Origin of the sequence: Aquimarina megaterium XH134, from assembly GCF_000520975.1 — a bacterium.
Taxonomy (GTDB): domain Bacteria; phylum Bacteroidota; class Bacteroidia; order Flavobacteriales; family Flavobacteriaceae; genus Aquimarina; species Aquimarina megaterium.
On record NZ_JACB01000015.1, the window covers coordinates 1 to 25,372 of the forward strand.

The window sequence follows — 25,372 nt, forward strand, 5'->3', positions numbered from 1 at the left end:
GGAAATACAGGTGCTACTGGACCACAAGGCGACCCTGCAACGGATGATCAAACACTTTCTACTGATGGAACCCCGGGTAATGTCTCTATAAGTGGTGGAAATACAATTGATATAAGTGTTGTAAGTACAGATGCAAACAATCAAATTACAGCCGGGACTGATGGTGGAGCTTTTTTAAACATCCCTGTAATATATGCAGCAGGAAAAGTTAATGCAAATGGAACTGTTGATGCGGGAGCTATTTATAATGCCACCATTACTAAAGTTACTACAAACAATGGTACTGGAGGCGGAACAGAAGGAGATTATCAAGTGACATTCACTACCGCATTACCGAATACTAATTATATCATTCAATTAACTATCCCCGATTGTGGAGGAGATTGCCCAGGTAATACAGGAGCAAATTACGATGACCCAGGTATTACTTATTATACTCAAACTACTGGTGGATTCTTTGTAAACATAAAAGATAGCGATAATGGCACAAATCAAGGAGATGATATTGACCTTGACTTCATGTTCACCGTTATTACTCTACCAAACTAAGATTTGAATACATTTAAAAGTTAAATAATGAAAAAATTATCCCTTATAGCTTTATCAATTATTCTATCAGCAAGTATATCTGCACAGATTGGTACAGGTGATGCTGGTGCACTAATGGGATTACCTGCCGCTACTGATTTAGCTGAAATAAATGCAATTATTGGTCCTAGTATCGGTTCTGTAGTTTTTAATTTAGATGATCAGGAAATTTATCGATTTACTAATACAGGATGGCAAAGAAGTACTGATGATCAATTAGATTCTGAAGTAAACCTGGCAACTCCTATCGATGTTGATGAAAGCGGATCAACAACTATTACCAACGAAACAACAGTTCAGGGAGTAATACAAGCCATTGCTCCTATCACTTCTAAAGCAGCAAGGATTTTTTATCCGCCATCCATTTCAGTAGATGCTTCTTCAACAGGTGCCAAACCACCTATTGATCTATATCAGGAATACATTGACCAGTTCGGATCGCCTGTAGCATCAAGTGATGCTGCCAACGCCCCTACTATTCCAACATACGCAAGAAATGAATTATATTACTATGTGACCTTTGCTGATCAGAGTGTTTTCGGAAATCCGACAACAATATCGATAGATAGTAATGGAAACATGAGCTATAGTATTGTTAATACTCCTGCAGATTTTAACACGTTAATCAATGTAGTATTTGTTGTTAAATAATCTTAAAAAAAACAGATGAGTTATTTTAAACAATTTTCACTTATCATATCAATGCTTGTTTTTATGACTAGCATAGATGCTATTGCCCAGGCAACTGTTCTTATTGAAGTGGATTGGAATAATTTCTCTGAAGAAAATGTAATTACATTTAGGAATCCAGCAACTGCACCTCTTGGCACTATTTGTGATCCAACATGTGGTGCTGTAACCTTTGCTGATAACACCTTTGATAATATTGCAAGCCCAGCAAGCTTTAATGTCCCTTACGGTACTGGGTACAGTTTGTTTATAACAGATGCTTTTGGTGACGGATGGGAAAATTATGGAGGAGGACCTTCGTATGTAAGAGTATATGTAGATGGAGTCGAAATATTGCAGAATTTCCCTGGAAATTTTGGAGCAAATACTACCATTACATTTGATGTAGTTCAACCGATAGCAGAGTTAAGTATTAATAATATTTCTGTTAACGAAAATGCAGGTACTGCAGATCTTACAGTTAGTCATTCTGGAGGAAATGCATCTGGAGCTTTTACTGTTGCTTACACCACAGCTAATAACTCTGCAAATGCACCTGGTGATTACACAACAACAAGCTCTACTATAGGGTTTTCGGGAACAAGTCCTGAAACACAAACCTTAACGATACCAATACCCATTATTAATGATAACTTCGCAGAAGCTACCGAAAGTTTTTTTGTAAATCTTGGTACTATAGTTGGTGATCCTTCTATTACTATTACTGATGGTCAAGGAGAAATCACAATTAATGATGATGATAATGCATCTATAGCAATAAATGATGTAACGGTTAATGAAAGTGATGGAACTGCAACTTTTACGGTCACTTTATCAGGAGCTAATGTAGCTGGAGGGTTTTCTGTACCCTACACGCTTACCAATGGTTCTGCAACTAATCCTGCCGATTACACAACCGTTGGAGCAACTACTTCTCCTATTAATTTTGCAGGAAATATTAACGAGACACAACAAATTACAATACCAATTATTGATGATACGGATATTGAAGGAAATCATAACTTTTTTGTAAACTTAGGTACAGTAAGTAATCCACTTGTTGCTATAAGTGATAACCAAGGAGAGGCTACAATTGAGGACAATGATGCAGCAATTAATATCGATGATATTTCGGTTAATGAAAATGCTGGCACAGCTACTTTTACCGTTACACACGTAGGACCTAATACAACAGGGCCTTTTTCTGTAAATTTCACAACAGCCAACAATACAGCTACGGCCGGGAATGATTATACAGCAAATAGTGGGACATTGAATTTTTCCGGAACTAGCGGAGATACTGAAACAATTATTGTTACTATTTTAGACGATATTATTGTAGAAGGAAATGAAATCTATTTTATTAACTTTTCTGGCGTAAGTGATGCTTCGGTTGATATTACAGATCAAGGAGTAGGTACCATTGTCGATATTGAAATAGATAATACAAGGCCTTATGAAGAACGAATTACGATTAATGTCAGAGGTAATTTTGATATGATTGGAAATACTAACCTTATTTGTACAGCAAATTGCCCAGGAACTCCTACATCTAATAACCCTACTGTAGTTATGGGGTATGCTAGTGTTGATGGTACCACCATAAACTCTAGTAGTTCAAATTTCACTTTACCTGCAGGAGCAACTGTAGCTTGGGCTGGATTGTATTGGGGTGGTTCGTATAATTCTACCTTCGGGGGAATAACAAACCCTGATCCTTCTTTGAATTTACAGCAAGTACAGTTTAGAGAACCTGGTGCAGGAACATACACAACAGTTAACGCTGGTGTAACAAATATTGAAACTGGCTCATTTGCGGGATGGAATACATTTATGTCTTTTGCAAATGTAACTTCAATTGTACAAACAGCAGGGTCAGGAACCTATACGGTTGCAGATATTCCATTAATAACAGGCAGTGCCTTTACTGGACCTTTTGGTGGATGGACAATGGTGATTATTTATGAAGATCCCTCAGATATTACACGTAGTGTAAGTATATGGGATGGCTTTGATTTTTTTGGATTTGGAGCCAACGACACTTTTACGGTTACTGGTTTACTAACTCCTTCGCTAGGAGCTTTTGATACGGATGCCGGATATTTTGCTTTTGATGGTGAAGCAAATCTAGCAGGGGATTTTGTATCTATAAATGGAACAGTCCTCTCTAACGTTTTAAACCCAGCAAACAATACATTGAATAGTACAATCTCCAAATTTGGAGTAGATCTTGGCGGAAGAAACCCTAATTTAGGTTTTAACTGGGGAATGGATATTGATATTTTTGACGCTACTGGTTTGGTTCCTAACAATGCTACAACTTTAAATGTAGACCTTGGAAGTGCCAACGAAGGTATTTGGGGAGGAGTTTTTGCTCTTTCTACAGAAGTTGCATTTCCTGCAGTAGCAAGTAAAGATTTTTCTCCTGCTACAATTGGCTATGGTGAGGAATCAACAGTAACTATAACTATAGAAAATCCTGCTACCGGAGTAGATCTTACAAATTTGTCACTTATAGATAATTTACCCTCAGGAATGGCAATATCAACTTCACCAGATGGAACCTCATCCTGTGGTGGAACCATAACCTCTGTACCTGGTTCTGATAATTTTTCTATTTCAGGAGTAAGTCTACTGGCAGGTAATTCTTGTACTTTTACTTTTGATGTAACAGGGACCGCGGTAGGAACCTTTGACAATACTGTATCGTCTGGTGATATTTCGAATGATCAGAATATTCCTTTAGCAGGCACAACTACAGGAACACTTAATGTCATTGTTAAAACAGTAATAACTAATAGGAGAATTACATATAGAGTAAATCCAAATTAGCAATTTTATAAAAAATATTTAAAATTAGGTTAAATGTATTTATTACCCCGTATTTGATTTATCTTAATACATAATCCTAATGATTGTTAAACACATATTTGTCAAATCTTTATGAAAAAAACACCCCATTGCCTTTTTAATGATTATATACTGATTTTTAAAATTACCACTTAAATACCCCCAAAGAAAAAAATCAAATTCATTATCAACCTCAAAGCAAAACATCAAAAAATTATAACAAATACCATATAATTCACATCGTATTAATGGTATTCGTATTAATTCAGCAAAATTTCTACGTCAATTTATTTTCTTATGTTTGCTTTGTCAAAATGTTTATTTTTTACGAATATGTAACTTTTCAACAAAACCACACCTTTAATCGAACCAAAAATGCATTTCACCGATAAATAATTGCATTTTATCGTGAAAAAGTAGTGTATTTTGCTAAAAAAGAATATATTTGCCATAACATATTTACTGTTAAACCGTAAAACAGTATTACCCCAATATAACTATGGATAGAATAATTTTTATTATCGTATGCTTTCTGGCCCAGGTGACTATAGCCCAACAAGCTTTTCATAACTATGGGAATATTCAAATTCACGATCAAGGAGAAGTTGGTTTCCACACTGATTTAATTAATGATGGTACGTTCGACCAAAATTTAGGTCTTGTAGGGTTTTACAATCCTACAGGTAATCTTAATGTATCTGGTGATAACCGTCCTATTTTTCATAATATGGAAATTGATGTTGTAGATGATCTGCTGTTGGATGTTGCTGTTGGTGTAACAAACTTTCAGGAATTTATAAACGGAAGGGTACAAACTCCCAGAGATAGACGTAATGTTTCTTTAGATTATATAAATGATGCTCCTTATTTAGGTGAAAATGATGATCGATATGTAGATGGATATTCTTCTATTACCGGAGTATTAGATTTTACTTTCCCTATTGGAGATGATTTTAGATTACGTCCTATGCGTATCGAAAACCAAGCAGCTGTAAATACAGCACGCGGTGCATATTTCTTTGAAAACCCAAACTCTCCTAATTTTTTCTCTACTAGTTTTAATACCGATAATTTCAGTAATGTATTATTTGGTGTTAGCTCTTTTGAATTTTGGGATCTTGATGGAGATGTAGAAACCAGAGTAACTCTTACCTGGGATGACAATAGTAATATACCTACTCTTGTTGATGAATTAGAAGATCTTAGAGTTGTAGGGTGGGATAGAAATTTACAACAGTGGGTAAGCTTAGGAAACTTTACTGCTTCTGGGGATTTAAATAGCGGAGAAATCACTTCAGAACTAATGATCCCTGATAACTATGTTGTTCTTACGTTTGGTTCTTCTGATATCATTTTAGATGGTGATCTAGAGATATTTACTGCAGTTTCTCCTAATGGTGACGGAGTTAATGATACTTTTATCATTCAGGGGATTGAGCAATTTTCAAACAACGAACTAATAATCTATAACAGATGGGGAGTTGAAGTATACCGTAAAAAAGGATACGATAATTCATGGGGAGGTTACTCTGAAGGTAGAGCAACAATTGCCCAGGATGAACAATTACCTGTAGGTACTTATTATTACATCCTGAAAATTGAAGGTCAAAAAGATCGTGCTGGATATCTTTACATCAATGTTTAGAATAATGATCTAAAAAATCATGATGTTCTAGATCATTAATATTAATACACTATCATTTCTATCGAATAAAAAAGTCTTACTCCTAAAAAATGTAAATTCAGGAACCTTATAAAATAATAAATAGTTAACTTCAGGTTATAAAAGTCATTTTTAGAGGTATTTTACTAATTAAAAAATTAGTATTAAATGAAGAAAACATTACTTATTATTTTACTAATTCTACCAGGAGTTATTTTTTCTCAGATCGATGAGTTTTCTGTTATGGGTCTTCCAACTGCTGCTACAAATGCAGAAATGAATGGTGTAACTGCAGCAGCTACAGGATCAATCCTATACAACCTGGAAGAAAGTAAAATCTTTGTTTTTGATGGCACAAATTGGGTAGCAACTACTAATGATAATTGGTTAGTAGATGGTAATACAGGCTTGCCCGCCACATCTTTTTTGGGTCATATCGATGATGTAAAAATGGAAATTCGATCTAACAATTTACCTTTATTACAGTTTGGAAGAAGACAAACTTTAGGATTAACACAAGCTTTTCCTGATTACACAGATGATGATCAACCTTTGGTTAATATCAACGGGGATGGCACTACATCTGCATTACAATTTACAGCTGCAGGTGCTTCTTTTTATAAACCAATGTTCTTTACAACGACAAATGGAAGTTTTAGACTAAAAGGAAGTACTGGAGGAACAGACCTGTTTGAAATAGGCTCTGCAGGACCTGCAAATGATGGGAAATTAGAATTTATCATTGGTGATGATGGTAATGAACCTATTGTATTTAAACGATACGATTATAGACGTGGTCAATTTCATCGAGAGTTTTTTAGAGTACAAGGAAGCAACAATACTGCCGATGCAACCACAAGATTTGGTATTAATTTAAACCCGCAAGAAGTTGCTGTAGATACTGGATATGATGATCCTAGCACAGGATTTAATGTTGCAAACTCTACTTTACAACTGGAAGGGTCTTTTTCGACTTCGATAATCAGCACTACCGGAAATCTTACATTAACCGAGAATCATCATACTATACACATTACAGGAGCCCACAGCATAACACTACCAAATGCCAATACTTGTGAAGGCAGAATCTACATTCTAAAAAATAGTACTAATGCCAACAGAACTATTAGTACGTATCGTGATCTTACCAATTCAAACCAAGCCATTATTACAAATGAATCTGTGTTATGGATAAAAAGTGATGGCACTAATTGGCAGCAAATAAGCCCAAATGCATCATCTTCTTCTAACACAGTAGAAGGAGAAGAAACTTTGCGAATGATGAGAGGAAATGTAAATGCAAATGGTAGTATTGCCCAGGGAACTGGTTTTACTATTACCAAAATCGGTACAGGAAGATATACTATTAATTTCACTACAGCTTTTACAGGAACTCCAAGTTTAACAGCAACTCCAGGAGATGTTACAGGAGTTCTTGATGATAATATTTTAAATATATCTCAGATATCAACAACCCAGTGTACCATTAGCACAATTGACAATGACTCCTATACATTTGAAGATTCATATTTTTCCTTTATAGCTATTGGCCCCCGATAATAATTGTAGGTTACACAAAAGCATTTTCATCAAAATTCTATAACTTTTTCACAAAATGATGTGCCCATATTTCATATCCTTCATTAAGGTAGAATTTATGCGAAGGATAGTTTACCACATAACTATTTAATTCAGAAGCCTCACACCCCCTACTCTTTGCATATTCATAAATCCAGTTAAATACTTTCTTCCCTATTCCTTTGCCTCTATTCTTTTCATCAATATATACGTGATCTGGTTCGCATGATCTCCCAACATAATGACGTGTCATAAACCATAACCCAAAAAACCCTATTAGCTTTTCATCCAAATACACTCCCCAACATTCATAATTTTGCTCAAACATTTCACTAAACCGTTCTGTTAAAACAGCATCAGAAAATTGATTATTCATTAATTTCTGAAGTAATGGTAAAATAATATCAAAGTCCTCTTTTAAAATTTTGTGAAATGCTAAATCCATATGATGTTTTTCTGCAAAAATAATTATACATTTATCTCAAAGATGTAAAGAATTCTTAAAAAAGAAAGAATATACCAATTCTATTGTTTTATTGGCTTTGTATAGCATCCTTTTTAGTATTACAAACAAGTTAAAAAGAACAAAAAATATAAAGATGAAAGAAAAATCAGGAAAAACACAAGATCTGATCGACAAAAAATTTCTGGAGGAACGTAGTGTATTTCTTTGGGGACAGGTAGATGACAAGTCGGCTAAACATGTAATCGACAGACTCATGTATCTGGATATGATAAGCGACAAAGAAATCAAATTATATATTAATAGTCCTGGAGGATATGTTACATCAGGGTTTGCAATGTATGATACTATAAAAAGTTTAAAAAGTCCGGTTTCTACGATTTGCACAGGATTAGCTGCTTCTATGGGATCAATTCTTCTAAGTGTTGGTGAAAAAGGTCGAAGGTTTATACAACCTCATGCAAAAGTGATGATTCATCAACCAAGTGGTGGAGCCAGAGGGCAAGCTTCTAACATAGAAATCCAGGCTGCAGAAATTCTTAAGACTAAAGAATTAAGTGCTCAAATCCTTGCTGATAACTGCGGACAAGATGTTGAGAAAGTATTGAAGGATTTTAATCGTGATTATTGGATGGATGCTCAAGAATCAGTAGAGTACGGTATTATAGATGGAATTCTGGAATAATGATCCAAAATGATATAATTATAATCAGATCCCTATGGTAAGAAGAGATTTTATTGGTATTAGTGCCCTGGGAATGATTGGAGTTTCATTATCATCATTTTCTATGCTTTTGTCAGAATTCTCTAAAGATGATCTTATGGGAAAAAGTAATCCGTCACTTTTTGGTGATGGATATAAGCTTCGAAAAGATGCTTATGAAGCTTTTCTTAAAATGAAGACTGAAGCATTAAAAAGTGGATTTAAAATAAAAGTTGTATCCAGCTATAGAAACTATGCGCACCAAAATCGAATCTGGGAACGTAAATACAAAAAGTTTACAAAAGAAGGTTTAACCCCAATTAAAGCAATACAAAAGATTATAGAATATTCTACTATTCCTGGTACCTCAAGACATCATTGGGGTACCGATTTAGATATTGTAGATGGTAATGCTCCACAACCCAAAGGGTTACTTCTTGCCAAAAATTTTGAAGGCGATGGTCCGTTTTGCAAGTTTAAAGAATGGATGGATAAACATGCAAACTCTTTTGGTTTCTACCTTGTATATACAGATAAAGAAAACAGAAAAGGTTTTAAATACGAACCCTGGCACTATTCGTATGCCCCACTTTCTATTCCTATGTTAAAATCATATCAAAAACTCGACATTGCCGAAGAGTTAAAAAAGGCAAAACTGCTTGGTAGTAGCTTTTTCTCAGAAGATTTTATAACACAATATATTGCAGAGAATATATCAGATATTAACCCCGAATTATTGTAGCTTCATAAAACTCATATTAATTTTTATACCCCCTATAAAAATGTCTCTTTATATTCAAAATTACCTTTTATTATTCTGCAACAATGCTACACAGCATAAAAAAATCTTCTTTTTCGATTGAATCAAAAAAATCAAAATAAGTTCTATATACTAAAATTATACTATTTTAGTTATCTATTAAAATAAAGACCCCATACTAATGAAAACTTCTTTAATTAAATACTTTTGTGTTTTTGTGCTTTTATGCACTGCTTTTTCCTGTTCTAAGGATGATGATGATAATACCATTACAGAAACTCCAAGTGAGGTTTCGATTACAGACGAAATATTAAAATTGGTAAATGAATACCGACAAACTAAAGGACTAGAGGCATTGGCAAAAAATACAACCGCCGAGCAACTAGCTGCCGATCATACACGATATATGATTTCTAAAGGTGATATCAATCATGATAATTTCGATACTAAATTTGACACTTTACGAGAAAAGGAAAATGCCACAGGAATGGCAGAAAATGTAGCTAGTTTTTATCCCGATGCCCAAAGTGTTGTAGCCGGATGGATTGATAGTGAAGGACATAGAAAAAACATTGAGGGTAATTATACCCATACTGGTATTGCCGCAATAAAAGATGGAAGTGGCAGATACTACTATACACAAATATTTTACCGCTAAACTCTGCAAACTCAACTATGCAAGGTTAGCACTAATCTTGTTTCTTAAAATTAGGAAACGGTACCTCTAGTAGTTGCTTACTAAGAAGTGTTTTTACATTTTATTAGTAAGCAACTTTTATATTTATTAACTTTAAGCTTTATGATATTAAAATTTAATTTATAATGAGACGTGGCGGCTTAAAAATCAGAATATTAATAGGTTTAGCAATTATAGCTTTTGCATTTTTTAAAAAATGTAATAATAAAACGCTAAACCCATATACCGATAGAGTACAAAATATTAATATGACAAGTGATCAGGAAATCGCAATTGGACTACAAAGTGCTCCTGAAATGGCCCAACAACATGGAGGATTATACCCTGATCAAAAATTGCAAAGTTATATCGATATGGTTGGAAACAAATTAGTCAATTCGAGTATGGCAAAACAAACCCCTTACAAATATGAATTTCATTTATTAGCCGATCCTAATACCATTAATGCTTTTGCATTACCAGGAGGGCAAATATTTATAACCTATGCTTTATTATCCAAATTACAAAACGAAGACCAGGTTGCCGGTGTATTGGGCCATGAAATCGGTCATGTATTAGGAAGACATTCTGCAGAAAGAATAGCAGAGCATGAATTCTGGAAAACGATATCTACCGGAGCTTCAGTTGGTGCAGATGCTGGTGGAATCGTAAATGGTATCGGACAAAATGTTTTATTAAAAAATGGCCGTGGTGATGAATTAGAAAGTGATAAGCTAGGCGTTTTGTTTATGATTAATTCGGGTTATAATCCCGAAGAAATGATTGGCGTAATGAAAATTCTAAAAGCTGCTGCCGGGCCTAACCGTGTTCCCGAATTTCAAAGCTCCCACCCCGATCCTGAAAATCGTATAGAAAAAATCAAAGAGGCAATACGAGAATATAGCAGTGTACAATAAAAAACCATTGCCTGTTCATATCAACAAGCAATGGCTTCTATACTTATGACAATTTCTCTAAAAGAGCTATTGCGTCCTTAGCATTAGATTGCTTTGCAAATTTCATTGCTGTATAGCCTTTGCTATCTTTAGCTTTGATATTTGCTCCATTTTTCACAAGCAGTTTAATAATATCTGCACGGTTATATCGTGCAGCATACATAAGTGGTGTCATTCCGTCAGATTTTTGATTAACATCACTGCCGAATTCAATTAGTTTTTTTACAGTCTCTAAATCTCCTTTTACAATTGCCATACAAAACGGACTTGTCTTATATGTCGTAAGATCGTAATTATGACTAGCAGTAGTCACATTTGTTTCTGTAGCTAAACTTACAGAAGTAATACACATAACCAATAAGGTTGCTAAAACTGTTTTTTTCATGATGAATTGATTTTAAGTTTATTTGATTGACTTATATACAGTACGACCTTAGAATCGGTATCATGTTACATCTCCTTTTGCCAAATAACAGGATTTTAACTTTCTTATAACAAAATATTTTGATAAAAACGATTCGTTTCTATACAATAAACCCGCCTACCATTATAAAAATGATAGACGGGGTTTATATTGGTTTAAAAACTAATTCTGAGTAATTACTTTTTCTTAAGCTCTAATAACAAGGCTACAGCTTCTTTGGCTCCAGATAATTCTGCATATTTCATTGCATTATAACCTTTCGCATTTTTAATATTGATTTTTGCTCCATTAGCAACCAAAAGCTTAATGATCTCTAATCGGTTATATCGAGCAGCATACATAAGAGGTGTCATACCTTCTGAAAACTTATTTACTTCACTCCCTAATTCGACCATTTTCTTTACCATTTCATAATCGCCTTTAGCGATTGAAATGCAAAAAGGAGATACATTAATAATTTCTGTTTTTGCAACCTTATATGCGTTAAGGTTTTTCACGGGATCGTTTGCTAAAACCAGACCAACCGTCATACACATTACTAAAATTGATAGCTTTTTCATTTTTTTTATCTTTATAAGTTCATTATTGATTTGTGCAATGCCAAAATTTGATGGTGCAAATGAATTACATTATTCTCATAAAAAACTGCATAATTTTAAGAATAACTTACTTTTAACCTTCCCTACACAAATTCGTTAATAATTTCACAAAAACTACGTGTCAGTTAATATTACAAAAAGGTATAAATCATATAGGAATAACATAAGCTTTTTGTGTGCTTGTAGCCGAAGTTGTAACTTTGTTTCTTATTTCATTTTTTTGAGATTTTAGACTCAAAAAATAACCAACCAAAAACCTTAATTAAGAATACATTATGAACAAAAAAGTAATCCTGATGATCCTGGATGGATGGGGAACATCACCGGATCCTAAAGTATCTGCAATTGATCATGCAAACACTCCGTATATCGATAGTTTATACACTCACTACCCTAATGCTTCTTTACGTACAGACGGACTTCATGTAGGTTTGCCAGATGGGCAAATGGGAAACAGTGAGGTTGGTCATATGAACCTTGGGGCTGGTAGAATTGTATATCAGGATTTGGCCAAAATCAATATGGCAGTTAAAAACAACACCTTAAAAGAAGAATCTGTTCTTCTGGATGCTTTTCGCTATGCCAAAGAAGAAAATAAAAATGTTCATTTGCTGGGTCTGGTAAGTGATGGTGGAGTTCACTCTCATATCGATCATATTAAAGGATTACTTGACGCAGCTCACTCTTATGAATTAAAAAATGTTTTCCTTCATGCATTTACCGATGGTCGTGATGTAGATCCGAAGTCTGGTAAAACTCACATCAAAAATATTCAGGATTATATGTCTAAAACTACAGGTAAACTAGCCTCTATTGTAGGAAGATATTATGCTATGGATAGAGATAAAAGATGGGAGCGTGTTAAATTAGCCTATGATCTTTTGGTAAATGGTATTGGAGAACCTAGCACTGATGCCCTCGACAGTATTCAGAATAGTTACGACAACGACATTACCGACGAATTTATCAAACCAATTATACTTCAAGAAAATGGAGTTTCGGTCGCTACCGTAAACGATGACGATGTTGTAATTTTCTTTAATTTCAGAACAGATCGAGGTAGAGAGTTAACCGAAATGCTTTCTCAAAAAGATATGCACGAGTATAATACCCACAAGCTTTCTTTACATTATGTTACAATGACCAACTATGATGAAAACTTTGAAGGTATTAATGTTATTTATAATAAAGATAATATTACCGAAACTCTTGGAGAAATCATTTCTAAAGCCGGTAAAACTCAAATTAGGATTGCTGAAACAGAAAAATATCCCCACGTTACCTTCTTTTTTTCTGGAGGACAAGAAGAACCTTTTGAAGGAGAATCCAGAATATTAAGAAATTCTCCAAAGGTAGCAACATATGATCTTAAACCCGAAATGAGTGCTTTTGAATTAAGAGATGCTTTGGTACCAGAACTACAAAAAGGCGATGTTAATTTTGTATGTTTAAACTTTGCAAATGGTGATATGGTAGGGCATACAGGAGTAATGGAAGCTGCTATTAAAGCTTGTGAAGCTGTAGATCAATGTGTAAAAGATATAGTAACTACCGCTCTAGATAATCAATACGCTACCATTCTGATTGCAGATCATGGTAATTGCGAAACTATGATTAACCCAGATGGCACACCACATACAGCCCACACAACTAATCCCGTTCCTTTTATCTTAATCGATAATGAGCAGATACAAATAAATGATGGAGTTTTAGGAGATATTGCTCCAACCATTCTTGATCTTATGGGAATAGAAAAACCTAAGGCTATGACACAAGATTCATTACTAAAATAGCATTCAAAAGGATACTATAAAATAATTTCTTTTTTTGAAGCAAGTCGCATAAAAGAGTGTTTTTATGCGACTTGTGTTTTTCTGTCTTTTTATTTTTCAAAATTCTTTTGTTACCTTAACATAGATTATATGTTTTTATGTAAATAAAAAAAGTAGAATTAGTACGCAGCGAAACCCAATATTCTTGGTTATACATTATATGAGTTAAGCACTAACCCTTATTCATGAATAAAAAAGAACAAGACAGACTAGTAAAAGCCTGTAAAAAGGGTAATCGGGATGCCATGGAAAAAATATACAATACTTTTGCACCGCGAATGATTGCGGTGGGTCTTCGCTATTGTGTAAATCAATCTGACGCAGAAGACATTGTACAAGAAGCTTTTATCAAAGTATTTAAAGGTATTCAAAAATACCGTCATAAAGGAACGCTAGGGAGTTGGATTGAAAGAATTGTTGTGAATTGTGCCATTGATCATTGGCATAAAATGAAAAAAACGATTCATATAGATCATGAAGATTTCATTAACAAAAATGAGGTACAAGAACTAGAAGAGCCCGAAAAAGACTATCTATCTAAGGAAATATCAATAGAAAGGCTACGAATCTTTATTAGTGATTTACCCGAACAGTATCGCTATGTTCTAAACCTCTATGCCATAGAAGGATATTCTCATAAAGAAATAGGAGAAATGCTTAATATTAAAGAAAGTACATCAAGATCTAACTATACCAGAGCAAGAAAGAAGCTATTAGAGCGTATGAGGAATAATGGAGTTGTAAAGTTTTAACGTTTAAAACCTAAATGAGTAACAAATGAAAGATGATAAAGACCTTTTAAAACCGCTTTTACAAGCAAAATTTAAAAGTGATTCGATTATACCATCGAAGGATAGGTTTGATGACATATACAATGCAGTACAGGAAGAAAAGGTTAAACGCAATTATATACCTTGGTATGAAATAACTGTTATTGCCGTATTACTTTGCGCTATATTCATTCTGTATTACGTAATGAATGACACTACTTCTAAAAATACCGAAATCACTCCATCACACCAAGAAAACATTGATTCTGTCGAACCAAAAAATGTTCAAACAACAATTCAAATAGAAGAGCAACCAAAAATTATTGAAGTCAAACCTGTAGAATCGAATACAGAAAGTAAGCCTGTAAAAACTTCTAAAACAGAAACTTTTTCTATAGACTCTACCATTTTAGAACCAGACGAAGAAAGTAACGAAAAAGGATTTATTGGGGTATCCTATATTGCTTCAGAAAAATATGCTTCAACAAAAAGCACCAAGTATATTAAGCTTCCCGATTCGAGTACGATGGTAATGAGAAAAAATAGCAAAGTTAATTTTAATACTTCGATACAAAGCTATAGAAGAGTTGATCTTGTTGGTACTCTATTCTTTTCAATACAGAAAAATGAATCAAAACCATTCGTGATACACGGAAACTATTGTAATGTTCGGGTTAGCGGAAATTCTTTTGCAATATCTGTAGAAAAAGATGCCGATTATATAACGCTTATTGAAGGTTCTGCAGAAATAATTCATCGAACAACTGGTAAAAAACAAAATGTAATTTCGGGGCAAAGTTTTAGTATCACCCCCCAAGGAATTATGCTTCTTAAAAGATCTCCAAATCAATTTGCCTGGAAAACTGGTGTTTTACATTATCAAAACATTAGCGTGAACCAAATTATAAGTGATTTGGGTGAAAACTTCGATGCCAAAATTAGATTAAAACGCAGTCCTCTACTCGATTGTAAATATACGGGATCTTTTAGCAATGCAACTACCGAAAAAGTATTGAGTGAATTAGCTAAGAAATTCAACGTAAGAATAGAAAAGGAAGGTGAGATTTTTATACTTATAGGAGAAGGTAATTGTGCAAATTAAAAATTTGTATAGCGCAAATATTTTCTTTGTAAACTCTAAAAAGATATTTTAACACATCTGATTCTTTTAGTACTTCTTACTATAAATACAACCCGTTGTGCATTTGAGGTTTTTTAATTCGAAATTCGTCAATTCGAGTGCTTCGATCAAAGGAAGAAGTGTATTGAACCCTTCGATATACTCAGGATGACAAGAATTTTGAATTAAAAAAGCTATTCTCGATAGTTCTACAGAGCTTGCCGAAGTACAATTTTTCTTCATTCTATTTCGAAAAACCATTCGAATTGACGCTTTTTTATGTTATTAATTTCTAAATGCACAACGGGTTATAAATACATTATTTGTATATTAAAAAACCGGCCTATAAAATGTTTTATAGGCCGGTTTTTTTAAACTTAATCTATTATTTATAGATCAAAAGTTATCGTCCCTTCTATTGAAGTAAGTATAACCTCACGATCACAGGTTCCGTCGCCAAAATTAATATTAAAATTAACTCCAAAATTACTAGAATAGTCTTGTGACCCCTGCACAGGATATTTATAAAAATCTAATCCTTCAAAACATGCTGCTTTATATACTATTGGAGATCCATCAACAGATTTTGTTTTTATAAAGAATGGTTTTTTTAGATTTTCTAATGACGAAGATTCTTTTAAAGTAATAACCTCTTCTTTTGTAAAACGGTTTTGAAAAGAAAAATTTCTATTGGTTGTATACTGATATGTTTCTCCATCAGGAGCTGTAATAACTCCATCTATTTTTACATCAAATACCGGAATATCATCGGTGCTTTGTTCTTCATTTTTTTGAGCTACTCTATACCCATCAAAAATATATCCCCGATCGTATTGCACATTTTTAAACACTGCAGAATCCTTAAATCTAGATGGTAAATCCTCGGCTACATAGTATTCTAAACTACCTGTCCAATCGTCAAATTGACATTGGTCTCCTGCATCATTAAAAATCAATTTACTGTAATGATCATATTCTGAAAAACCCAGAATAGGTTTTTCCTGATAAGGAATTAATAATTCAATAGAGAAACAGGTACCTTTACTATTTTTAGAGGAATTTTTAAGATCTAAAGAAGCCTGTTCCGAAATTTTTCCAAAATCATCCATAGCCAAGTTCACAGTTTTACTCAATTCGAATGTTTCTTTATTATTTTGTTCAGAAACACTATCATCAACATCATTTTTAGTACAACTCACTACTAGGCCAAAAATCAGGGCACAAATCAATAATTTTTTCATGGTTTTCTTTTTTTAAGTGAATATTATCTTTGTTTTCTATCTATTAAACCCCAGAAAAATAAAAACGCTGCGTCGATACTTCATTATTTGTTAAACTAGTATCAAATCATTGGATCAAGCATTAGAATTTATATAAATTGGCAGAGCAAACAATTGTGGATCAAAATGAAAAAAATATTTTTTTTAGCTATTACCGGTTTTCTTTTTTCTTGCGGAAGTACTTCTACTGTTACAAATGATAAAAATTCTAATGCAGAACTAATGAAAAGTAATCAACAGCAAGTTTCAACTGAAAAGAAAAATAGCTCTAAATCAGATTTTTTAGTCGGCAAACAAGATCGAAAAGCATTAGAGCAAGAGCCATATGGAAATTGGTTTAATGCTAATTACAAAAATTATACTGTCGATACCAGAACTGTAGAGAAATTATCTCCATACCTAAAAAGTATTACGATTAAAGCTTTTATGGGCACTTGGTGTAGTGACAGTAAAAGAGAAACTTCCACATTTTATAAAATACTGGACGCTTCTAATTTTAGTTATAAAAATCTGGAATTAATAACAGTAACAAAATCTAAAGATACTCCCGAAGGTTTTGAAAAAGATTTAGACATTATGCGAGTGCCAACTTTTATCTTTTATGAAAACGGAGAAGAAATAGGGCGTTATGTAGAATTTGCAAGAGAAACCCTCGAAAAAGACATATTGGCAATTGTTTCTGAACAACCTTATAAACATTCTTACGAAGATTAAATAATTCGATGACACCAAAAGAGAAATTAAACACACTTGGACTCCAATTACCTGAAATATCTGTTCCGGGAGGGTCTTATGTATCTGTAAATATAAGAGGTAATATTGCCTATGTAGCTATTCAATTTCCTATTCAAAATGGTGAATACTTATATCAAGGCAGATTAGGAGATACCGTAACAACGGATCAAGGATATGAAGCTATGAAATTATGTGCTCTTAATGTTCTTGCCCAAATAGATAAAAAAATTGGCTTTGATGCTATTGAAGGGCTCAATCATATTGATGCTTACTTTCAGTCGGGTGCTCATTGGGACGATTCTCCTATTGTAGTAAATGGCGCTTCAGATCTATTTATTAAGATACTAGAAGAAAAAGGTACACACACAAGAGCAATTTTTGGAGTGGATAAGTTACCTCGAAATTTTTGTGTAGGCCTAACTACTTCATTTACATTAAAAACCACTTAAAAGTACTCTAACCAATAGCGTAAAAAAGTGAAATATCAAAATAGAGGGTGCTGTTGAACAGAACAAGCATTATTCTTTGTAAATTTGCCTTCTTTTATCAAGGAATTGTTTACATATGATTATTACTAAAACACGTGAAGAAATAGAATTAATGCGAGAAAGTGCATTAATTGTATCTAAGACATTAGGGATGTTAGCCTCTGAAGTTAAACCTGGGGTAACTACGCTACAGTTGGATAAACTTGCAGAAGAATTTATTAGAGATCATGGTGCAATTCCTGGTTTTTTGGGATTGTACGATTTCCCAAATACCTTATGCATGAGTCCTAATGCTCAAGTGGTTCATGGGATCCCGAATAACAATCCATTAGAAGAAGGTGATATTATATCTATTGATTGTGGTGCTATTAAAAATGATTTTTATGGAGATCATGCATATACATTTCCTGTAGGTGAAGTATCAAAAGAAGTAGAACGCTTACTTCGTATTACTAAAGAATCGCTATACGTTGGGATTGCCGAGTTTAAAGTTGGAAAACGAGTAGGTGATGTTGGATATGCAATCCAGAAGTTTACCGAAGAAGCCGGTTATGGTGTAGTTAGAGAATTAGTAGGTCATGGTTTGGGTAGAAAAATGCATGAAGATCCCGAGATGCCTAATTATGGACGTCGCGGTAAGGGGAAAAAGTTTATCGAAGGTATGGTCGTTGCTATAGAACCTATGACAAATATGGGAACACATCGTATCAAACAACTACAAGATGGTTGGACTATTCTTACGGCAGACGGGAAACCAAGTGCTCATTTTGAGCATGACGTAGCTATAATCGACGGAAAGCCTGAAATTCTCTCGACCTTTAAATATATCTATCAGGCATTAGGCATTGAGTCTAATGAAGAAGATGCCTTTAGACAAGAAGTATTGACTGTATAGTATGTATTCTTTAAGTACTCAAAGTCTGCTTTGTGTAGCTTTTCAAAATGAAAAAACTATTTAAATTCATACTTAATACCATCCCCAGACCACTATTGATTCGGTTGAGTTATATGGTGCGTCCCGTACTATCATTATGGTTACGAGGGAATACTTATACCGATCCAATTGATGGTAAAAGTTTTTCTCGTTTTTTGCCTTACGGATATGGCACACAAAGAGACAATGTGCTATCTCCTTCGACTTTATCATTAGAACGTCATAGGTTACTTTGGTTATTTCTAACTCATGAAACCGAATTTTTTACTACTCCTGCAAAAGTATTACATTTCGCTCCAGAGCAGGCTTTTTATAAAAGATTTAGAAATTTAAAACATCTTGATTATACGACTACTGATCTTAACTCCCCGTTAGCAGACGTAAAAGCAGATATTTGTAATTTACCCTTTGCAGATAGTGAATATGACATTATTTTTTGTAATCATGTTTTAGAACATATCCGTGATGACACTGCAGCAATGCAAGAAATTTTAAGAGTTTTAAAACCAGGTGGAATGGCCATTCTTCAAATTCCTCAGGATCTAAATAGAGACACAACCTTTGAGGATGATAGCATTACAGATCCACAAGAACGCGCCAGAATATTTGGTCAATATGATCATGTAAGAGTTTATGGTCGAGATTATTTCGAAAAATTAAGAGCTATTGGTTTTAAAGTTGACGAGGTAGATTACACTAATATTTTATCAAAAGAATGTGTAACAAAATACTGTCTTGCTCCTGGAGAAATCCTTCCTGTTTGTTATAAGCCTTAATACTTACTTTTCAGGAAAACCATTTATAGTTAGTGTTTTTAATTCTTTATTTTGATCTTCATAAATAAAGAATGCTTTGAGTTCTTGATGCGTTTCTAAGAATTTTTTTGAACCTTCTAATCCCATCGACATTAATGCAGTCGCATATGCATCTGCTTCCATACAGGTATTGGCAATAATAGAAACTGCTAGAAGATTTGATTTTAATGGGTATCCCGTTTTAGCATTCAAAATATGAATATATCGCTCTCCATTTTCATCAATTTTATACTTTCTATATCCGCCAGAAGTCGCCATAGCTTCATCGTGTAATGAAATTACTTTACTATAGGATTGTGTGTCATCAAAGTTAGGATCTTCTACCCCTATTCTCCATGGTTTTTGTTTAATTACATTACTTCCTTTACCTCTAATCTCCCCTCCTATCTCAACCAGGTAATTCTTAAACCCCTTGCTTTCAAAAAATTCAGCAAAAACATCTACTCCATATCCTTTTGCCAATGCATTAAAATCGATATATGTTTTAGGATCATTTTTTACAATTTTATTCTCTTTCAGTATTACTTTGTGTAAACCAACCGAGAGCAATAAACTATCTATTTTAAGACTATCTAAAGAGGCTATTTTTCCTTCTGGTCCAAAATCCCATGCATTTACCAAAATCCCAATTGTAGGATCAAAAGCTCCATTTGTTTCTTTATGTATCCTTTTAGAAGCATCAAACACTTTTACAAAATGTTCATCTATCACTACAGTAGTATTGCCAGAGTTTATTCTCGATATATCAGAATCCTTACTATAAGTAGACATTGATTTGTTGATCACATTTATCAAACTATCATATGATTTTGAAAAATCATACTCTTGATCATCTATAAACTGAACCGAAAACGTGGTTCCAAAAGCTTTTCCATTCGTATAATTAAGGTGTAACTTAGATTCCTTTTTGCATGAGAAAAATATCCCTATTAATACAACTATCCCTATTTTTCGAATCATAATTTTAGTTCAGATGAGTTTCAATGGTTTGTAGTCCTGCATATTCCAAAATATATTCTTCGTTTAAAAGTACCGGTTTATTTGGGTTTTCAGAATTTTGTAACCCAACACCTGCATAGAACACTTTTGCTTCTTGTTCTATAGCGTGTTTTTTAAACGACTCCATCCAGATCATATCATAATTATGAGGGTTATCTGGATACGAAACTGCTTTAACAAGTACAAAATATCTTTGATTAGATTTATCAATACACACAAACTGAGGATGTTTTCCCAAAGTGCTATTAATAGCAATAAATTCGAAGCCTTTTTTTTCTAATTCTTCACCTACAATATTCATTGCAAGGTTATGTAATTCTTGTTTAGTAAGTATTCTGGTCATAGCGTTGCAAAGATATTATTTTGGAAATATAATTCTGAATTATACAACGAGTAAATTTGTAGTCTTAATTCACCCCTCCTGTTAACCTTTCTTTGCTTACCTCAACCGTAAAAAAGAAACAAAACTGCTTCTACATTTTGTATTCGTTACTCGATATTCAGCATTCATTCCGGCTTCATTTTTTTTTACTTTAGTATTTTACATTTTCACTTTTAAAACCGGTTCTCGATAGTTCTGCTTAGCCTGTCGAAGTACTGTTTTTCTCCATTATCATTGCGAAAAATCACTCGAACAGACATATTTATATCATTTACCTACTGTATATATTGTAAATAATAGTATAAAATATAGCCATTATTTTACGCATTCAGAGAAATTATTGTATGTTTAATGTGATAATTTGATAGTCCTGAAAACGTCTGTAGAATTATCTTTTTAGTGTATTAAAATTCTTAACCTTTTTAACGTAATAACCTTATAAACATACCCTATGGAAAATAAAATTACTTTGGCCGGATTAGATTTCGTAATTAATTTTTGTAATAAAATAAATGCCCAACCTATTCCCCTGGCAGAAGTCCCACAACAATCTTTAGCTAATATATATGCCAATCCCAAAGGAGAAAGACATTATATTGTTAATATCATTTCATTTTTACCCGTTAAACTAGATCCTTTAAAAAACACCAGTAGTGGTTTGTTTTTAAATGAAGAAAAAACCATATTTTTTAATTATAATGGAGTTACAGATGTAAAAACCACTATAGATACCGAAAGTGGTTTAGTCGTATCACGTGATTTTAATATTGTATATGATTCTACAGATCCTATCCCTTCAGAATTTGATATGTACCATATTCAGATAGATTATAAAATTGCGTCGCTGAGAACACAGAGTGTAGAAGCTATTGTAGTACATGATAAAAACCTAGATCCCGAGACCGATAGGGGTACAGTGACTTCTCCTGCAACAGCTGAAGAATAAAATGTTTAAATGGTTTATTATATGGTGTATACTCTTTGGCTATACTAGTACATATTGTCAATCTCAAAAAACTGGCCAAATAGGCTTGTTTTATGATCATATGGATCACTACTGCAAAGAAAAGGATAAAGTTACCGATTTTTGTAAAGCAGTAGAGTTTCATCGTAGTCGTAAACGGGATTCTTCTTATATCTATGCAGGTAGAGCATTAGAAACAATTAAATATCGGGAGCAACGGGACATCCTTTATTATATACAAGGAGTAAGTGCAATTCACAAAAAACTGTACACCAAAGCGCTCCAGAACATGAATAGTATTTCTGAACATTTTAAATTTTCAGGACTGAAAGATCATAAACTTGGACGAATTTATTTGGGGTTAGAAAATTATGATAAATGCATATATCATTACAAAAAATGGCTAAATCATGATAATGATGGTAAAAATGACATTTTTTTAAAAGTTGCTTACCACAATTTAGGTATTTCTTACCTACATAAAAAAGAGTATGCGAATACAAAGCTTTATTTCTCCAAAGAATTAGCCTTAATTAAAGAAGAGGATACCACCCATATTATTAGAGTCAAAATGGATCTTGCCAATGCCTATTATAGTCAATATAGAGATGAGGAAGCCATCGCGCTATTTGAAGAAGCATACCGACTGGCTATTTTATTTCATGATATCAAACTCAAACAGGATACAGCCAAAAACATGGCGGTGGTAGAAAAAAACAGAAAACGGTATCAAGAAAGTGTCGCTTACTATATAGAATATGGGAAATGGAAAGATTCTATCTGGAATAGGGATAAAATCTGGGAGCTTACCGAAAAAGACAAGCAACTTGCCATTGCACAAAAGGAGCAGGAAATACGGTTGCAGGATGAAAAGATAAAACGACAAAAAACGCAACGTAACGGTCTGATTATAGGAAGTTCCCTCTTACTCTTGTTTATTGGTATTCTAGGGTATTTTTACAAATTGTTAATGGGTAAAAAGAAACTGATTACAGAACAGAAAGAACAATTGGATATCGCAAACACAACCAAGGATTATCTCTTTTCTGTAGTCTCACATGATTTACGATCTCCTGTTAACGCGCTAAAACGACAACATGAAAAATTGCTGGATCACATAGCCGAAAAAGATTTATTGGGAATCAAAAAAACTGCGGATACCGCAATTACCTTAACAGAGTCTACCAGTCATTTATTAAACAATGTACTGCACTGGTCATTAGAGCAAAGTGAACAATTATTTTTTGAACCTGAAACATATCCTTTAAAACCCATTCTTGAACATGTTATAAGTGATTATGAGTATTTGGCAACAACCAAAGACATTGTACTCAAAACCACATTAGATGCCTCTATTTTGGTTATGGTTGATAAAGAATCTCTAAAAATTGTGCTTCGTAATATTCTTGATAATGCTATTAAATATACCAAAAACGAAGGAAAAATCACGATAACCTCTGGTAATCATGCTGCAGATAAATGTTATATTGAGATTAAAGATACGGGTGCTGGTATTCCACCAGAGATTTTAGCAAAAATCAACTCATTACATGACATTACCACCGATAAAATTGATCGGTCTAAGGGCGTAGGTCTTGGGTTGCTATTATGCCATACACTTATCAAAAAAAACAATGGACAAATACTATTTGATAGTGAGCCCGGTAAAGGGACAACCATTAAGATTGTATTACCAAAAGGAATTGATTAGTTATAAAAGCCTGTAATAGGTACTTAATGCACCAAAACCATTACCAATGTGGTTTGTGAAATGTATATAGATGAAATGAGCATTAGTAAGTACTAAAATTTAGACGTGTGAAATAAGCTATAACAATTGAATTAATATCAACCTAGATATTCAATAGCGAATTCCATCTGACAATTAAAAAACAATAAAAAAGAACAGATGAAAACATTAAGATTATTAGTATTAGAAGACGAAGACGAAGAAGCTAAAGAAATTTCAGAATTTTTGAGTAATAATAATTTTGAAGTGACGAGAGCTTCAACGATACAAGATGCCGAAAGAAAAATACAAGATCATTTCTTTGACATGATCATTTTGGATATTATGATAGACGGGAAACCAGATGGTATTGTTTTGGCACAACAGATTAATGAGCAACAGCTTAACATCCCTTTTTTATTTTTGACCAGTACGCAGAGTAAACATTTTTTTGACCTGGCTAAACTCACACAACCAGCAACTTATTTACTTAAACCATATAACACCTTAGAACTTCTTTTTTCTATAGAGCTTGCTATCGAAAAGCACTATAAACAATCTAATACTTTAAGTTTTAACTCAGAAAATGCAGTACTGAGCCCTACTTATATTTTTGTAAAAAAGAATAAAAGTGTTATGAAATTAGCTATAGAATCTATTCATTATATTGAGGTAAAAGAAAAATATTGTAATCTGATAAGTAAAGAAGGTAATTTTTTGATTAAGCTGTCCTTAATAAAAGTAAAAGAGCTATTATCAAACCCAGATTTTACGCAAGTGCATCGTAATTTTTTGGTCAATATTAAAAAAATTAAAGAAATCTACTTCGAAGACAATCTTATCATATTAGAGAACGATGCCAAAATCCCATTTAGCGAACGCTATAAAGCTTTATTTATAAAGGATAACGATATATTAAACTAAATACATTGTATTGTTAAGATATATACTATTAGCACCAAGTAAAACAAGCACATTATACCTTTGGTAAATATGGCTGCTCCTGCCGTAACGGCAAACCCCCATTTCACCCTCAACAGAAGCAGCATATTTTCTATAAAAACTAAATGTATGAACGTTTTAATTTTATTTGACTAAACACAAATTCTATTCATGCTATAATCGTAAATCCAATCTTAATAATTCATTCTCACACTACTACTTCCTTCTTCGCACGCTTTTAATTGGTTATCGAATCTGGTTTTATTATCATTTCTATGGTAAAATTAATCAGATTTACACTACCTCTTAAAAGTAATGTCATAAGCGTTAAAAACTAAAGCATAAGTGTATCCATATTGGGTATAATACTATTTCTAATTTGAATGTGCTCGTAAGAACAATAGCATTTTTTATTTTAAACAAAAAACAAAAGCTTGTACTAAGCTCGATTAG

26 protein-coding genes are annotated in these 25,372 nt (G+C 33.3%); 19 read left to right on the forward strand and 7 right to left on the reverse strand.

Annotated features, from left to right (window positions below; all coding sequences use genetic code 11):
* From Z053_RS31475 to Z053_RS0110370, 5 genes are all read left to right on the forward strand, one after another.
* On the forward strand, positions 1–549 hold a 549-nt coding region (locus Z053_RS31475), incomplete at its 5' end, for a hypothetical protein (protein WP_035095810.1).
* A gap of 27 nt (positions 550–576) precedes the next feature.
* A complete protein-coding gene (locus tag Z053_RS0110355; RefSeq protein ID WP_025664942.1) occupies positions 577–1,239 on the forward strand; it encodes a hypothetical protein in 663 nt (220 codons plus the stop codon).
* 15 nt (positions 1,240–1,254) lie between these two features.
* The gene (locus Z053_RS0110360) at positions 1,255–4,089 is read left to right on the forward strand and encodes a Calx-beta domain-containing protein (protein WP_081748248.1); all 2,835 of its coding nucleotides are present in this window, start codon (positions 1,255–1,257) and stop codon (positions 4,087–4,089) included.
* Positions 4,090–4,606: 517 nt separating this feature from the next.
* Positions 4,607–5,752, forward strand: a complete 1,146-nt coding sequence (locus tag Z053_RS0110365; protein ID WP_035095812.1) for a gliding motility-associated C-terminal domain-containing protein — start codon at positions 4,607–4,609, stop codon at positions 5,750–5,752.
* A 186-nt stretch (positions 5,753–5,938) separates the two neighbouring features.
* Entirely contained in the window at positions 5,939–7,330 is a 1,392-nt protein-coding gene (locus tag Z053_RS0110370; protein WP_025664945.1) for a hypothetical protein, read from the forward strand.
* Between the two features lie 37 nt (positions 7,331–7,367).
* Here the strand turns inward: Z053_RS0110370 and Z053_RS0110375 are convergent, their stop codons facing one another.
* Positions 7,368–7,793 carry a GNAT family N-acetyltransferase gene (locus tag Z053_RS0110375; protein WP_025664946.1) on the reverse strand — a complete coding sequence of 142 codons (426 nt, stop codon included), beginning with the start codon at positions 7,791–7,793 and terminating at the stop codon, positions 7,368–7,370.
* A 118-nt stretch (positions 7,794–7,911) separates the two neighbouring features.
* On the opposite strand from Z053_RS0110375, the gene Z053_RS0110380 reads away from it, so the two are divergent.
* From Z053_RS0110380 to Z053_RS0110395, 4 genes are all read left to right on the forward strand, one after another.
* The gene (locus tag Z053_RS0110380) at positions 7,912–8,496 is read left to right on the forward strand and encodes a ClpP family protease (protein ID WP_256525686.1); all 585 of its coding nucleotides are present in this window, start codon (positions 7,912–7,914) and stop codon (positions 8,494–8,496) included.
* Positions 8,497–8,530: 34 nt separating this feature from the next.
* On the forward strand, positions 8,531–9,256 hold the full coding sequence (locus Z053_RS0110385) for a M15 family metallopeptidase (protein WP_025664948.1): 726 nt from the start codon (positions 8,531–8,533) through the stop codon (positions 9,254–9,256).
* A gap of 199 nt (positions 9,257–9,455) precedes the next feature.
* Positions 9,456–9,932: a CAP domain-containing protein gene (locus Z053_RS0110390; RefSeq protein WP_025664949.1), complete on the forward strand. Its 477-nt coding sequence runs from the start codon at positions 9,456–9,458 to the stop codon at positions 9,930–9,932.
* A 164-nt stretch (positions 9,933–10,096) separates the two neighbouring features.
* Positions 10,097–10,867, forward strand: coding sequence for a M48 family metalloprotease (locus Z053_RS0110395; protein ID WP_025664950.1), 771 nt, complete (start codon positions 10,097–10,099; stop codon positions 10,865–10,867).
* Positions 10,868–10,910: 43 nt separating this feature from the next.
* Here the strand turns inward: Z053_RS0110395 and Z053_RS0110400 are convergent, their stop codons facing one another.
* Together Z053_RS0110400 and Z053_RS0110405 are read right to left on the reverse strand one after the other, a co-directional pair.
* Positions 10,911–11,291 carry an ankyrin repeat domain-containing protein gene (locus Z053_RS0110400; protein ID WP_025664951.1) on the reverse strand — a complete coding sequence of 127 codons (381 nt, stop codon included), beginning with the start codon at positions 11,289–11,291 and terminating at the stop codon, positions 10,911–10,913.
* A gap of 215 nt (positions 11,292–11,506) precedes the next feature.
* A complete protein-coding gene (locus Z053_RS0110405) occupies positions 11,507–11,890 on the reverse strand; it encodes an ankyrin repeat domain-containing protein (RefSeq protein ID WP_025664952.1) in 384 nt (127 codons plus the stop codon).
* 314 nt (positions 11,891–12,204) lie between these two features.
* Between Z053_RS0110405 and gpmI the strand changes: the two genes are divergently transcribed.
* The 3 genes from gpmI to Z053_RS0110420 all read left to right on the forward strand — a co-directional run bounded on the left by gpmI (position 12,205) and on the right by Z053_RS0110420 (position 15,633).
* Complete coding sequence (gene gpmI / locus Z053_RS0110410; protein WP_025664953.1) at positions 12,205–13,722, forward strand: 2,3-bisphosphoglycerate-independent phosphoglycerate mutase; 1,518 nt, start codon at positions 12,205–12,207, stop codon at positions 13,720–13,722.
* 224 nt (positions 13,723–13,946) lie between these two features.
* Positions 13,947–14,513, forward strand: coding sequence for an RNA polymerase sigma factor (locus Z053_RS0110415; protein WP_025664954.1), 567 nt, complete (start codon positions 13,947–13,949; stop codon positions 14,511–14,513).
* 25 nt (positions 14,514–14,538) lie between these two features.
* On the forward strand, positions 14,539–15,633 hold the full coding sequence (locus tag Z053_RS0110420) for a FecR family protein (RefSeq protein WP_025664955.1): 1,095 nt from the start codon (positions 14,539–14,541) through the stop codon (positions 15,631–15,633).
* Positions 15,634–15,699: 66 nt separating this feature from the next.
* Here the strand turns inward: Z053_RS0110420 and Z053_RS31070 are convergent, their stop codons facing one another.
* Positions 15,700–15,894, reverse strand: a complete 195-nt coding sequence (locus Z053_RS31070) for a hypothetical protein (protein ID WP_152538288.1) — start codon at positions 15,892–15,894, stop codon at positions 15,700–15,702.
* Positions 15,895–16,040: 146 nt separating this feature from the next.
* The gene (locus tag Z053_RS0110425) at positions 16,041–16,892 is read right to left on the reverse strand and encodes a hypothetical protein (RefSeq protein WP_035095815.1); all 852 of its coding nucleotides are present in this window, start codon (positions 16,890–16,892) and stop codon (positions 16,041–16,043) included.
* 165 nt (positions 16,893–17,057) lie between these two features.
* Between Z053_RS0110425 and Z053_RS0110430 the strand changes: the two genes are divergently transcribed.
* The 4 genes from Z053_RS0110430 (at position 17,058) to Z053_RS0110445 (ending at position 19,864) form a co-directional block, all read left to right on the forward strand.
* Complete coding sequence (locus Z053_RS0110430) at positions 17,058–17,645, forward strand: thioredoxin family protein (protein ID WP_025664957.1); 588 nt, start codon at positions 17,058–17,060, stop codon at positions 17,643–17,645.
* A gap of 8 nt (positions 17,646–17,653) precedes the next feature.
* Positions 17,654–18,115 carry a RidA family protein gene (locus Z053_RS0110435; RefSeq protein WP_025664958.1) on the forward strand — a complete coding sequence of 154 codons (462 nt, stop codon included), beginning with the start codon at positions 17,654–17,656 and terminating at the stop codon, positions 18,113–18,115.
* Positions 18,116–18,230: 115 nt separating this feature from the next.
* The gene (map, locus tag Z053_RS0110440; RefSeq protein WP_025664959.1) at positions 18,231–19,049 is read left to right on the forward strand and encodes a type I methionyl aminopeptidase; all 819 of its coding nucleotides are present in this window, start codon (positions 18,231–18,233) and stop codon (positions 19,047–19,049) included.
* A gap of 47 nt (positions 19,050–19,096) precedes the next feature.
* On the forward strand, positions 19,097–19,864 hold the full coding sequence (locus Z053_RS0110445; RefSeq protein WP_025664960.1) for a class I SAM-dependent methyltransferase: 768 nt from the start codon (positions 19,097–19,099) through the stop codon (positions 19,862–19,864).
* Positions 19,865–19,867: 3 nt separating this feature from the next.
* Here Z053_RS0110445 and Z053_RS0110450 read toward each other — a convergent pair whose 3' ends face one another.
* Complete coding sequence (locus Z053_RS0110450; RefSeq protein ID WP_025664961.1) at positions 19,868–20,863, reverse strand: FAD:protein FMN transferase; 996 nt, start codon at positions 20,861–20,863, stop codon at positions 19,868–19,870.
* 4 nt (positions 20,864–20,867) lie between these two features.
* Complete coding sequence (locus Z053_RS0110455; protein ID WP_025664962.1) at positions 20,868–21,245, reverse strand: hypothetical protein; 378 nt, start codon at positions 21,243–21,245, stop codon at positions 20,868–20,870.
* A 490-nt stretch (positions 21,246–21,735) separates the two neighbouring features.
* On the opposite strand from Z053_RS0110455, the gene Z053_RS0110460 reads away from it, so the two are divergent.
* From Z053_RS0110460 to Z053_RS0110470, 3 genes are all read left to right on the forward strand, one after another.
* Complete coding sequence (locus Z053_RS0110460) at positions 21,736–22,230, forward strand: hypothetical protein (protein WP_025664963.1); 495 nt, start codon at positions 21,736–21,738, stop codon at positions 22,228–22,230.
* 100 nt (positions 22,231–22,330) lie between these two features.
* Entirely contained in the window at positions 22,331–23,959 is a 1,629-nt protein-coding gene (locus tag Z053_RS0110465; protein WP_025664964.1) for a tetratricopeptide repeat-containing sensor histidine kinase, read from the forward strand.
* Positions 23,960–24,157: 198 nt separating this feature from the next.
* On the forward strand, positions 24,158–24,901 hold the full coding sequence (locus tag Z053_RS0110470) for a LytR/AlgR family response regulator transcription factor (RefSeq protein ID WP_025664965.1): 744 nt from the start codon (positions 24,158–24,160) through the stop codon (positions 24,899–24,901).
* The last annotated feature ends 471 nt before the right edge of the window (positions 24,902–25,372 follow it).